General features: G+C 59.0%; 10 protein-coding genes. 4 read left to right on the top strand and 6 right to left on the bottom strand.

Annotated elements, in window-relative coordinates; all coding sequences use genetic code 11:
• Positions 1–63: 63 nt before the first annotated feature.
• Together B3527_RS01335 and gltX are read right to left on the bottom strand one after the other, a co-directional pair.
• On the bottom strand, positions 64–393 hold the full coding sequence (locus B3527_RS01335) for a hypothetical protein (protein ID WP_290478635.1): 330 nt from the start codon (positions 391–393) through the stop codon (positions 64–66).
• 159 nt (positions 394–552) lie between these two features.
• Positions 553–1,893 (bottom strand): glutamate--tRNA ligase, encoded by a 1,341-nt coding sequence (gltX, locus tag B3527_RS01330; protein ID WP_290478636.1) that lies wholly within the window; start codon positions 1,891–1,893, stop codon positions 553–555.
• Positions 1,894–2,022: 129 nt separating this feature from the next.
• Here gltX and B3527_RS01325 point away from each other — a divergent pair, with 129 nt between their 5' ends.
• Positions 2,023–2,847, top strand: a complete 825-nt coding sequence (locus tag B3527_RS01325; RefSeq protein ID WP_206992279.1) for a hypothetical protein — start codon at positions 2,023–2,025, stop codon at positions 2,845–2,847.
• A gap of 15 nt (positions 2,848–2,862) precedes the next feature.
• On the opposite strand, the gene B3527_RS01320 is transcribed toward B3527_RS01325, so the two are convergent.
• The gene (locus tag B3527_RS01320) at positions 2,863–4,512 is read right to left on the bottom strand and encodes an NAD+ synthase (RefSeq protein ID WP_290478637.1); all 1,650 of its coding nucleotides are present in this window, start codon (positions 4,510–4,512) and stop codon (positions 2,863–2,865) included.
• A gap of 182 nt (positions 4,513–4,694) precedes the next feature.
• Here B3527_RS01320 and B3527_RS01315 point away from each other — a divergent pair, with 182 nt between their 5' ends.
• Positions 4,695–5,855, top strand: a complete 1,161-nt coding sequence (locus B3527_RS01315) for a hypothetical protein (protein WP_290478638.1) — start codon at positions 4,695–4,697, stop codon at positions 5,853–5,855.
• A gap of 9 nt (positions 5,856–5,864) precedes the next feature.
• Here the strand turns inward: B3527_RS01315 and B3527_RS01310 are convergent, their stop codons facing one another.
• Complete coding sequence (locus B3527_RS01310) at positions 5,865–6,059, bottom strand: hypothetical protein (protein ID WP_290478639.1); 195 nt, start codon at positions 6,057–6,059, stop codon at positions 5,865–5,867.
• A 124-nt stretch (positions 6,060–6,183) separates the two neighbouring features.
• Here B3527_RS01310 and B3527_RS01305 point away from each other — a divergent pair, with 124 nt between their 5' ends.
• On the top strand, positions 6,184–6,798 hold the full coding sequence (locus tag B3527_RS01305) for a hypothetical protein (protein WP_290478640.1): 615 nt from the start codon (positions 6,184–6,186) through the stop codon (positions 6,796–6,798).
• 86 nt (positions 6,799–6,884) lie between these two features.
• Here B3527_RS01305 and B3527_RS01300 read toward each other — a convergent pair whose 3' ends face one another.
• Positions 6,885–8,486, bottom strand: coding sequence for a diguanylate cyclase domain-containing protein (locus tag B3527_RS01300; protein WP_290478641.1), 1,602 nt, complete (start codon positions 8,484–8,486; stop codon positions 6,885–6,887).
• An 84-nt stretch (positions 8,487–8,570) separates the two neighbouring features.
• On the bottom strand, positions 8,571–10,568 hold the full coding sequence (gene parE / locus B3527_RS01295) for a DNA topoisomerase IV subunit B (protein ID WP_206992285.1): 1,998 nt from the start codon (positions 10,566–10,568) through the stop codon (positions 8,571–8,573).
• A gap of 53 nt (positions 10,569–10,621) precedes the next feature.
• Here parE and B3527_RS01290 point away from each other — a divergent pair, with 53 nt between their 5' ends.
• Positions 10,622–11,923, top strand: a complete 1,302-nt coding sequence (locus tag B3527_RS01290) for an NADH:flavin oxidoreductase/NADH oxidase family protein (protein WP_290478642.1) — start codon at positions 10,622–10,624, stop codon at positions 11,921–11,923.
• The last annotated feature ends 87 nt before the right edge of the window (positions 11,924–12,010 follow it).

Here is a 12,010-nt window from a genome sequence, read left to right as displayed (position 1 = left end):
GAGAGTGGGTGTGGAGACGCGCGAAAACAAGGAAACATGTAAAGGGTAGGGGCCGCTGCGTGACTAGGCCGCGACAGCGTAACCGGAGTGGACCCGTGCAGGTATCTGCGCTTCGGGGCGATAGCGGCGGTGCACGATCGGCGGCGCGCTGATCTCGCCAAGCGGGTTGGCCGCGTAGGCCGTCGGCTCGGTTCTGAGGATCAATTCGCCATATTCATTCTTGGCGACAGAGACGGGCGCGGCAGAGCCATCGCGCTCGGCGGCCCAGAATTCAACGCCTGTCGAGGCCAGCGCAATCGCCTGTTCCAGCTCCATGCGGAAGCCGTCACCATAGACGACATCCTTGGACTCAATTGGATCGTACTCACATCCCTTGATCACCAAACCCGACATGCTGAAACCCCTCGTGAAACTGTGTGCTGAACCTGTTCTTCGCTTGATCTGCGATAAGAGAACATAACCAGAATATTCACCTTTTGGAAAGGAAAAAGTTCTGACTTTGTTCCAAAAAGTTTGAAATCCGAAAAGATTCAGGAGTCTACGGGGAGAGTGCTAACCCTGCAGCCGCTTGAGCGCCCGCTCGCGTCCGATCAGGGGAAGCAGTGCGCCCATGTCGGGGCCGTGTTCCTGGCCGGTCAGCGCCTTGCGGAGCGTCATGAACAGGCCACGGCCTTTGCGGCCGGTTTCGGCCTTCACGGCATTCGCCCACTGACTCCAGCTCTCGCCCGTCAGGTCGCCCTCGGGCAGCAGGGTTGCGGCGGTCGCTACGAAGTCCTTGTCTTCAGCATCCACCAGAGGCGTGATCTCGCCAAACACGGTCTCGACCCATGCGGCCACGTCCGGCAACAGCGAGCAATTCTCCCGCACCACAGTCCAGAACGCCTCGTCGGCGGCGCGGGGGTCCACATCGGCGAGCCGGTCCTTCACCGCCTCAAAGGGGAGGCCGTGCAGGATCGCCGCGTTCAGCGACAAGAGTTCGGTCTCGTCGAAGCGCGCCGGGGCGCGGCCGATCTTGCCGAAATCGAATTCCGCGACCAGCTGGCCCAGCGTTTCGCGCGCCTCGACATTGTCGGATGTGCCGATCTTGGCGAGCAGGCTGGAGACCGCCATCGGCTCATAGCCCTGCGCGCGCAATTCGCCCATCGACAGTGAGCCGAGGCGTTTCGACAGGCCCTGACCATCCGCGCCGATCAGCAGCGGCGTATGCGCCATGTCCGGCGCCGTGCCGCCCAGCGCCTTGAAGATCTCGATCTGCGCGCCGGAATTGGTGACATGGTCTTCCCCGCGCACGACATGGGTGATCTTCGCCTCGATATCATCGACGACCGAGGGGAGGGTGTAGAGATAGGAGCCGTCCTCGCGGATCAGGATCGGGTCGGACAGGCTGGACGTGTCGATGCTCTGGTCTCCGCGCACCAGGTCGGTCCACTCGACGCGCCCGCCGGAGAGTTTGAAACGCCAGTGAGGCGTGCGGCCTTCGGCTTCGAGTTTCGCCTTGTCTTCATCGCTCAGCTCCAGCGCCGCGCGGTCATAGACGGGCGGGCGGCCGCGCGACAGCGCGATCTTGCGCTTGCGGTCCAGCTCGTCAGCTGTCTCGTAGCAGGGATAGAGCAGGCCCATTTCGCGCAGCTTGTCGGCCGCCGCGTCATATTCGGCAAAGCGTTTGGACTGGCTGAAACTGTCGTCCCAGACGAGGCCGAGCCAAGTCAGGTCGGTGCGGATTCCGTCTTCATATTCCTGTGTCGAGCGCTCGGTATCGGTGTCATCGATGCGCAGGATGAACTTGCCCTGCTGGCCCTTGGCGAACAGCCAGTTAATCAGCGCCGTGCGCACGTTACCTACGTGCAGGCGGCCGGTGGGCGAGGGAGCGAAGCGAACAATCGGTGCAGTCATGGAAAAAACCTGTTTTGAAGCGTGCTTTCGACATCAAATCACGCAAAAAGCCAAGGGCCGATGCCATATTCTTGCTATTGTTCGTGCTAATGTGCGACGGGCATGTGAGTCGCCGTCGAGGAGAGGTAGATGAGACTGGGCTGTATTCTGATCGCCGCGGGCCTGTTGGCGGCCTGCGGGCAGGAGCGTGCGGAGGCTCCGGCAGAGACGCCGGCGCCCGCAACGACCGAGGTGACCTCAGACCTCGACAGCGCGCTGGAGGCAGAGCCTGCCGCGCCGCCCGTCGATGATATCAATTATCAGGCCCTGTCGGGATATGATGAGAGCTGGTATGTCAGCGCGGGCTGGCCCGGCGAATATCCAGCCGGTTTTGCGGTGCTGGATGCTGGCACGACCGTTCCTGCCTGGACGGTGCCGAATGGCGCCAATGAAGCCGACACAAGCTGCGCCCTGCCGCAATACGCCAATTACCAGCTCTGGAATTATGACCGCGCCGACGCCGATGACCTGCGCTTCTTCGTGGCGACCAAGACGTTCCCGGTCACGCTCAACCAGGATGCCAGCATCGAATACATTTCCGATGGCGGCATCCACACGCTCGACCTGAAGGCTGGCGACCAGCTGACATACCTCCGCTATCTGGGGGAGGGGTTCACCGTCGTGTCTTATGACGGCGCCGAATATGACATCAACGAGGCCGAGCTGCGCGACATCAGCGATATCGGCTCCATGCCGACGGTTGAGGACCAGTGGGTGCGCGTCACCTGTGCGGACGGCACGCAGCCCTGGCTGCTCTATGCGTCCGTTATCGACCATCCCGGCATCGTGCCATCGCCCATGCTGGCCTATGGCGAAGCGAGCGATATTGCCCCGGAAGATGCCGAGCAGATCCGCATGGATGCCGAGGCCAACCGCCTCGCCTATGAAGGGGTTGAGCCCGGCTCGCTCGAATAGGGGCCAAACGCCCGATCAATCGTCCCGGAAGCGGTTGGTGATCGGATAGCGCCGGTCGCGGCCGAAATTCTTGCCGCCAACCTTCACGCCCGGCGGGGCCTGACGGCGCTTGTATTCGGCGATGTAGAGCAGATGCTCGATTCGTTTCACCACGGCCCGGTCATGCCCGCGCGCCAGGATTGCCTCGATCGGCTCTTCCTCGTCCACCAGCCCGCGCAATATATCATCCAGCACATCATAAGGCGGCAGCGAGTCATCATCGCGCTGGTCCTCGCGCAGCTCTGCAGAGGGCGGCTTGGTGATGATCCGCTCCGGGATCACTTCGCCCGCCGGGCCCAGCGCGCCGCGCGGCACCATCGTGTTGCGCCACTTGGCCAGTTCGAACACTTCGGTCTTGTAGAAATCCTTCAGCGCATTGTAGCCGCCGCACATGTCGCCATAGAGCGTCGCATAGCCGACCGCCATCTCACTCTTGTTGCCCGTCGTCACCACCATATGGCCGAACTTGTTCGACAGCGCCATCAGCGTCACCGCCCTCAGGCGCGACTGGATGTTCTCTTCGGTCGTGTCCGGTTTGGTGCCGGCAAACTGGTCGGCCAGCATCTCGCCCATCGCACCCACGCCGGGGGCAATATTGATGCTGTCATACTTTACGCCCAGCGCCTCGGCGCAGGCTTTGGCGTCTTCCAGACTGTCCGAGGACGTATATTTCGACGGCATCATCACACACCAGACCCGGTCCGGCCCCAGCGCGTCCACGGCCATCGCCGCCGTCAGCGCGCTATCGATCCCGCCTGACATGCCCAGCACGACGCCGGGGAATTTGTTCTTGTTGACATAATCGCCCAGCGCCAACACCGCCGCGCGGTATTCGGCATGCCAGCCTTCGGTCAGCTCGGCCTGCGCGTCGCTCTCGAAACAATGCGTGGCCGGATCAAAAGCCACCATCGCCGTGCCGGTGACGAAATCGCCGAGCAGCTGGTGCTCGGTCCCGTCATGATCGACCGCGTAGGAGCTGCCATCAAAGACCAGCTCGTCCTGCCCGCCCACCTGGTTCACGAACAGGTACGGCACGCCCGTCTTGCGCCAGGCGGAAAAGGTCGTGTGCCGCTCCACCTGAACCGTCCGCCGCCAGGGCGAGCCATTCGGCACGATCAGCATGTCGGCGCCCGCATCATGCAGCTCGCTCGGCACGCGCGGATACCAGATGTCCTCACAGATCGCGACGCCGATCTTTACGCCGTGAAACTCGAACACCGGGGGCGGGCCGTCGCCGGCATCGAAGATGCGCTTTTCGTCGAACACGCCATAATTGGGCAGCTCGCGCTTGTCATAGCGGCCCTTGATGGCCCCGCCCGACAGCCAGACGGCTGAATTGTGGCGCTTGCCATCTTCCATCCACGGCGCGCCGATGATCATGTCCGGCGCATCGGCGGTCTCGGCGGCCAGCGTGTTCACCGCCTTCATGGAATCTTCCACCGCGGCGGGCTTCAGCACGAGGTCTTCGGCCGGATAGCCCAGGATGAAGAGTTCCGACAGGACAACAAGGTCAGCGCCCTTGGCCTTGCCCTCGGCCAGCGCGCCCCGCGCCAGCTCCAGATTCCCCCGAATATCCCCCACGACCGGGTTCAACTGCGCGACCAAGATTCTCAGCTTTTTGCTCATAAGGAGCATTTAGAGGTTGGAGGGAAGGATGGCAATCGGGGAAGGGGAGCGACTGCCCCGCAGCAGGCCCAAGTTCAAGCGCAGTGCGGGTTGAACTCAGGGGCGGATAGCTCAGACGACGAAATTTGAAGCGCGTACGAACTCTTGTATTTCTTTCAAAGTTGACGGTAATTCGAATTTGGATGGAAATTGAACTGAGAAAACGAATAGTGGTAATAGGGGCTGCACTTCTGGCGATAGGACTAATTGCTGGATGGGCTTTGTCGCATCTTGATGCAGTCACTCTATTTTTTTCAGGCAGTCGTACGTTCGATGAAGAGATAGAGACGCTTCACGCATCCAGCGCGGTTCGGTGGCTGGTATTGGGAGCCGTCCTTGCCTTCGTGGTTAGCAGTGTTGTCCTCCTCGTTACATTCGACAGCTATCAATCCCAAGCCAATGAAAGGAAGTCAGATGCACGTGAGCTGCGCATAAAAAGGGAACAATTAGAGAGAGAACGTCAGCAGGCGGAGCGCGATGAGCAGGCTCAGGCGCTTCGTGACAAGCTCAGCCGCCAGTGGAGAGAGTTGCGCGATCTGTCGCTCCGTCTTGAGACCGGAAAACGTGAGGCAAAAAATAGAGAATTGTACCAGAGCTTTGAAAGGCGACTGACTCAAGTTGAGCGTAGGGAGACGAGTAGCGGAGATTTGCTAGTTTCGGGTCTAAGGCGCACTCAATCCGACGACGTATCTGATGAGGTCATTGAATATACTCTGAGAGACCGCGATACCGGGTTGGAGAAATCTCTTATGGTTGTACACCTATTCAAGGAGAAAGGGTACTGGAAGTTTAAGAGAGCGAACAGCATTGTCGATGCTGCCGATAGTCCGGGATATAATTTTTGGGATTTGTTGGAAGATGAATCGCTTCAGTCGGAACTAAGTACGTTCAACTTGGTGGCTGGAATCGGCCTTCAATCAAAAACACCTAACATTGATGACAAACTCTCGCGAAACAGAGCAGCTTTTCTTTGCGCAGGTATATCAGGCGCACTCAGAGACGAAACGCAAGTTGACGTGCTTGGATTGGACATCGGCGCCTATGAAGGAGAGCTTTCTGAAACCGAAGGAGACAAGAAAACCTTTCTGAGACCGGTGGTAATTGTTGCTATAAAGGTATCTGATCCCGAGGCGGGGTATTTGGCATTCCATGAGGAATTGCTTCGGGAAGTTCGCGTCGGAGGACTAGATTTCGGATTCTTTTCGAAGATGAAGGATAAAAATCCTGAGTGGATTGAACAGGAAGAGTGCAATAAGAACTATCGCTTTGTTTCCACTCACCACAACGCCGGGGAGCATGAATAATCCGTTCAATCAACCTTCAAGCTTGCTGATGATTTCCTTTAATTTTTGCATTCGTTGTTTGCGATCAGCGATAGTTTCCTTTGTTTGATCTACCGGCTTATCGCCATCTTTTTTGATAATACTAAGGTAGCCCTTTTCCATCAAATCAATGGAATCTTCCCAATGAGAAACCTGCGATTTTGCCCAACTTAAAAGGTTGCTCATTGTCTTTAGTCTCCCGAAAATCAGTGCTTCGAGTTAGGATGTTAATCAACTTTAAGTTTTGATTCAATTCTAATTTTCCCGTTTTTCCAATCCGTCTGATAGCCCCAACCCCCATACTCCCCGCATGGACGCGCAAACGGACATTCTGAAACGGGGGCTGGAACATGCCGGGCGGGCGGTGCTGGATGCGTCCGCGCTGGCGAACCTCCATCTCGGGCCGAAAGTGATCGGGCGGGGGGTGGCGCAGCGGATTTCCGGGCGGCTCAGAATGCTGGAACCGATTGTCCGCCGCCTGATCCTGGTCCTCGCGCTCAATCTGACGCTCGCCCCGGCGGCCCCGCGCGCCGCGCCCCCTGATCCGAAGCCCGAGCCGGACCTGCCCGACGGCGTCGAACTCGCCATCTTTCCGCGCCTTTATCCAAGACGGTTGAAATTGCTGCCCGCACGCCAGACGATTGAGGGCGATTTTCCGGACATTCTCCGAACCCTTTCCGGATCCGTATCCCCGCACAGGCTGATGGCCCGCATCGCGGCGCTCCGGCGCGTCATCGCAGACCCGGATGGCCATGCCCTGCGCCTCGCGCGCAATCTCAAACGCCTGCAGAAGCATGGCGAACCGCGCCCGGCGGTCGGCCCGGCGACCAGCGCCTTCCGCCTGTCGCCAGAGCTGGGCGCGATTGCGACGCTGCTGCCCGCGCAGATCAGGGCCGGGCTCGACTCCTGGGAAAGCTCTGGCTGACGCCTGCCTCACAACACAAAAAAATGCCGGAGCGCGTGGGGCGCGTCTCCGGCCAAAGGTTCTGGAGGAAATGGAGGGAAGGGGCCCTAGGCCATGGCCTGTTCGTCGACCACGAAAGGCCCGAGATCTTCATAGAAGCGGAACTGGTTGCGGCCACAGCGCTTGGCTTCATACAGCGCCATGTCGGCGGCGTGCAGCAGCGGGCCTTCGCCCATACAGTCATACGGCGCAGCAGCAATGCCGATGGACGTGCTGATGCGAACGCGGTGGCCGGTCGACAGGCCATAAGGCTCGCTCAGCTTGCGCTTGAGCCGCAGGGCCAGGCCCTCAACAGCAAGGCGCGATGGTGATGTGCTGCAGACGATGAAGAACTCGTCCCCACCTGTGCGCACGGTCAGGTCGCTGTCGCGAACAATGGCTTTCATCCGGGCCGCCACGACTTTGAGCACTTCGTCGCCCGCGCCATGACCATATGTGTCGTTGACCGCCTTGAAGCCATCCAGGTCCAGCGCCAGGATAAAGAGTGGCGCGGTGTTTGAGGCTTCTGCGAGCATGGTCGGCAGCCGCTCTTCGAGGGCACGCTTGTTCGCGAGATGAGTCAGGGGGTCCGAATAGGCCAATTTACGGACCTCCTCTTGTTTCTCGACCTGTGCGGTAATGTCGTTGGAGGTGCCGATATAGCCTGTGATCCGACCCTTGTCGTCAAAGCACGGCGCGCCGGCCATATCCATGTGATAGGTCTGGCCATCAACGTCCGTGAAAATTCCGCGCACACGGGCGTAACTCGCGGCCGACTGAACCGCATTGGTCATGATCTCGGAGTTTTCTTCATCGAACTGGATAATGTCGAGATAGTTGCACCCGACCAGGGAATTGCGGCCGCCCTGAAGTTTCTGGAGGAAGGTGCCCTCGGCATAGATCAGCTTGCCCTGGAGATCGGTTTCCCAGAACAGGTCTGAGGCCACGGCGGAGAAATTGGACAGGCGCTTCAGTGTTGCCTGGGCTTCGCTATGTTGCTGGTCCAGCTTCTTGAAGGCCCGGATCATGATCTTGTGGGCCGGCCAGAAGACCAGGAACACTTCCGCGACAATCGTCAGGACGAGGGCCAGGACCGTATAGGTCTGGATCGTACCCAGCCACTCGGCGCGCTTGTTGGCCTGCGCTTCGAAAGCGTCCGCCGCCTCTCCGAGCCGATTGGCGAGGGGGCCGGAAGCCTCATATTCAATTGCCTCAAGCGCCGCGGACGTATTCCGGCGGTCGACCAAAACCCAGTTCACATTGTTGATGAGCTCAAGAACCTTGGTATGAATGGAGTTTTCGCCTTCGGAATAGATCGCCTGAAGTGCGGCATCATCTTCGCCAAAGCGGATAAGTTCATAGTGAGACGTCTCGAACAATTTGATGCTGGCGCGCAAATTCTCCCGCAGCTCCGGCGATCCGTCTTCGGCGTAATCATGGGCGGCATGCGACATTTGCTGCAGCAACATGCGCTGGCTGCCGCTCATATTGATCGCGGTCGCATCATGCGCACCTTGGCGGAGGGCTGTCAGGGAAACGATGTGGCTGGCAAGGATCAGCGCCAGAACAATGCTCAGCGCGAGGATGTACCGATTCAGGTGCGACTCAAGAATTTCGCGCCCGGAATGGCGCTTCTTGTCGTGTTTGAATAGGGTGCGTCCGAATAACATGATGGGCGAACCATACCCAAACAGGGTTAGAATCGTCTTTCCGAATAAAGGAAATTTCTTACCGGCGTTTCAAATCTTGTTTACCTAGATATCAAGCTCTTCAACGAAAGCAGCGTTTTCCTGAATGAACCGGAAACGCAATTCGGCTTTCTTGCCCATCAACGTGTTTATCAGCTCCTCGGCCGGAACCTCGACATCGTCAATCGCCTCCAGAGTGACCCGCGCAAGCGTCCGCGTCGCCGGGTTCATTGTGGTTTCCTTCAGCTGAGACGGGTTCATCTCGCCGAGACCCTTGAAGCGGGTCATGTCGACTTTCTGGTTCGGTTTGAAGTGCTCTTTCATTTTCTCGGCCCGGTCGGCATCGTCCATCGCGTAGACGATCGTACCCTTGTTGGAGAGTTTGTAGAGCGGGGGCAGGGCCAGGAACAGGCGTCCGCTTTCGATAAGGCCCGGTGTCATCCGATAGAAGAAAGTGATCAGCAAGCTGGCAATGTGGGCGCCATCTACATCGGCATCCGTCATGATGATGATGCGGTCATACCGCAGATCGTCCATGTCGAACTTCTTGCCCAGCGCCGTGCCGAGCGCCAGTGAGAGATCATTGATCTCCTGATTGTTCATCATCTTGTCGAGCGAGGCGCTTTCGACATTCAGGATCTTGCCGCGCAGGGGCAGGATGGCCTGGGTCTTGCGGTCGCGGGCCTGCTTGGCGGAGCCGCCAGCCGAGTCGCCCTCGACGAGGAACAGTTCGGTGCCGTCCGGCCCCTTGTTGGAGCAATCGGCCAGCTTGCCCGGCAGGCGAAGCTTCTTGGTGGCCGATTTGCGGCTGATATCCTTGGCCTTGCGGCGGCGCTGGCGCTCTTCCGCGCGCTCAACCGCCCAGCCGAGCAGTTTGTCGGCTTCTTTCGGACTACCGGCCAGCCAATGATCGAACCGGTCGCGCACGGAGTTTTCCACCAGGCGGAACGCGGCCGTCGTCGACAGCTTGTCCTTGGTCTGACCGACAAATTCCGGACCCTTGATGAAAACAGACAAGAGCAAGCCGGAATGGCCCATGATATCTTCGGCGGTGATTTCGGAGGCTTTCTTGTTTCCGGTCAGTTCCCCGAAATTGCGTAACCCTTTTGTGATGGCTGAGCGGAAGCCCGCTTCGTGCGTACCACCATCCGGGGTCGGAATAGTGTTGCAATAGGAGCGTGAAAATCCGTCCGCCTCGCCAAAGCCGGCGCGCGTCCAGGCAATGGCCCACTCGACCTTACCTTCGCCGCCTTGATCAACAAGACCGGTAAAGGCTGCATCGGTGATGGTCGCCTTGTCCTTGAAGACTTCATCCAGCTGGTCTGCCAATCCGTTCGGATAGGAGAGCGTGGCTTCGGCAGGAACCTTGGAATCTTCTGGCAGCAGGGAAGGATCACAGCTCCAGCGTACTTCAACGCCTCGATAGAGATAGGCTTTTGATCGCGCCATCTGAAACAGGCGGGCCGGGCGGAAACGCATCTTTTCGCCGAAGATCTGGAAGTCCGGCTTGAACTTCACCACGGTCCCCCGGCGATTTGGCGCCGTGCCGACTTTTTTCAACTTGTCCTGCGGAATGCCGCGCGAGAAGGTCTGCCGGTACAGGATCTTGTCGCGTGCGACTTCAACTTCGACCAGTTCCGACAGCGCATTGACGACCGAAATGCCGACGCCGTGCAGGCCGCCGGCGGTCTCATAGGCCTTGTCGGAGAACTTGCCGCCCGCATGCAGTGTGGTCATGATGACTTCCAGCGCGGACTTTTTCGGGAATTTCGGGTGTGGATCAACCGGAATGCCGCGGCCATTGTCGCTCACCGCCAGGAAGCCATCGGCGTCGAGCTTGATCTCGATCCGGCTGGCATGCCCGGCCACCGCTTCATCCATGGAGTTGTCCAGCACCTCGGCAAAGAGGTGATGATAGGCGCGCTCATCCGTGCCGCCAATATACATGCCGGGGCGTTTGCGGACAGGTTCAAGGCCTTCGAGGACCTCGATATCCTTGGCGGAATAGCCGGTACTTTCTGTACTCATTTGGTCAAACAGCTTTGCTTGCTTGGCGGCTGCCATATGATGTCTCCGATAAGGGCGGGCGACTCAGTGTCGATATGGGAGAACATAAGATGACAGCCTCGATTAATACGGCGTTAACCCTGGAGAGCGGGCTTACATTCCCCAATCGGCTTGTGAAGGCGGCAATGACAGAGGGACTCGCTGATCCTCGCAACCGGGTAACTGAAAGCCATCTGACATTGTATCGCCGCTGGGCGGAAGGCGGCATAGGCGGGATGATCACAGGAAATGTCCAGATTGACCGCAATCATCTCGAACGTGCGGGAAATGTGGTCATAGACGGCAAGCCGTCAAATGAAGAGATGGATATGTTCTCGCGCTGGGCCGACGTTGGCAAATCTCATGGCGCCGCAATGATCATGCAGGTCAGCCATGCCGGACGCCAAACGCCAAAACTGATCAATCCGAGCCCCGCTGCGCCAAGTCCGGTCGCGCTGGGCTTGCCGGGCGGCCAGTTCGGTCAGCCCCGCGCGATGACTTTGGACGAGATCAAAGCCGTGATCGAAGGCTTCGGCCGGGCCGCCAGCGTTGCAAAGCAGGCGGGCTTTGACGGTGTTCAGGTTCATGGCGCGCATGGCTATTTACTTTCTTCGTTCCTGTCGCCGCTGGCGAACCAGCGCCAGGATGACTATGGCGGGCCGCTGGAAAACCGCGCGCGCCTCCTCGCCGAATGCGTCAGGGAATCGCGCGTTGCGGCAGGGCCGGGGTTTTCGGTTTCGGTAAAGCTCAATTCCGCAGACTTTCAGAAAGGCGGGTTCAGTTTTGAAGATTGTCTCGGCGTGATCGACATTCTGAACGAGCTTGGCGTCGACTTTGTCGAGATATCCGGGGGTAATTATGAACAGCCCCGCATGATGGACAGCGAAGGCCTGGAGCCGGTTTTTGAGCAGAATGTCCGTGAATCCACGCGCGAACGGGAGGCCTACTTCCTGAAATATGCCAAAGCAGTGCAGGCGCGCAGCCAGTTGCCACTCATGGTGACAGGCGGATTTCGCACGACCGAGGCCATGAATTCGGCGCTTGCGGAAGGGGAGGCCGACCTGATCGGTCTTGGCCGGCCGCTCTGTGTCGAGCCGGACACGCCGAAACAGCTCTTGTCCGGAGAGGTCGCTGCCGCCGCGCAATGGGAGAAAACGTTGCGCCTCGGGCCGGGATGGCTGGGGCCGAATTCTCCCATCAAACTGGTGAAGGCGCTGAACGGTTTTGGCGTTATCGGCTGGTATTATGAACAGTTGCGCAGGCTTGGCGCCGGCGAGGCCCCGGATACGGGATTGGGCGTGCTTTCTGCATTCCTGGCCAATCAGAAAAATGAAAGCCGCACCGAGAAGGCCAGAAAAGCCGCAATGCCCTGATAGGAGACGGTTTCCACAGAAGAGGGAATTTCCTGAGCATCCGGTGGCTTGAACCGGCCTGCATCGCCCTCCACATCTGGTGAAACG

Source organism: Hyphomonas sp. UBA4505 (assembly GCF_002388685.1).
Taxonomy (GTDB): Bacteria; Pseudomonadota; Alphaproteobacteria; order Caulobacterales; family Hyphomonadaceae; genus Hyphomonas.
The sequence above is the reverse complement of the archived record's forward strand: the minus strand, read 5'-3'. Positions and strand labels throughout refer to the sequence as shown.

What these genes read in the sequence shown, in the direction of transcription:
- B3527_RS01335 (WP_290478635.1), bottom strand. Translation starts at nt 393, where the DNA reads ATGTCGGGTTTGGTGATCAAGGGATGTGAGTACGATCCAATTGAGTCC.
- gltX (WP_290478636.1), bottom strand. Translation starts at nt 1,893, where the DNA reads ATGACTGCACCGATTGTTCGCTTCGCTCCCTCGCCCACCGGCCGCCTG.
- B3527_RS01325 (WP_206992279.1), top strand. Translation starts at nt 2,023, where the DNA reads ATGAGACTGGGCTGTATTCTGATCGCCGCGGGCCTGTTGGCGGCCTGC.
- B3527_RS01320 (WP_290478637.1), bottom strand. Translation starts at nt 4,512, where the DNA reads ATGAGCAAAAAGCTGAGAATCTTGGTCGCGCAGTTGAACCCGGTCGTG.
- B3527_RS01315 (WP_290478638.1), top strand. Translation starts at nt 4,695, where the DNA reads ATGGAAATTGAACTGAGAAAACGAATAGTGGTAATAGGGGCTGCACTT.
- B3527_RS01310 (WP_290478639.1), bottom strand. Translation starts at nt 6,059, where the DNA reads ATGAGCAACCTTTTAAGTTGGGCAAAATCGCAGGTTTCTCATTGGGAA.
- B3527_RS01305 (WP_290478640.1), top strand. Translation starts at nt 6,184, where the DNA reads ATGGACGCGCAAACGGACATTCTGAAACGGGGGCTGGAACATGCCGGG.
- B3527_RS01300 (WP_290478641.1), bottom strand. Translation starts at nt 8,486, where the DNA reads ATGTTATTCGGACGCACCCTATTCAAACACGACAAGAAGCGCCATTCC.
- parE (WP_206992285.1), bottom strand. Translation starts at nt 10,568, where the DNA reads ATGGCAGCCGCCAAGCAAGCAAAGCTGTTTGACCAAATGAGTACAGAA.
- B3527_RS01290 (WP_290478642.1), top strand. Translation starts at nt 10,622, where the DNA reads ATGACAGCCTCGATTAATACGGCGTTAACCCTGGAGAGCGGGCTTACA.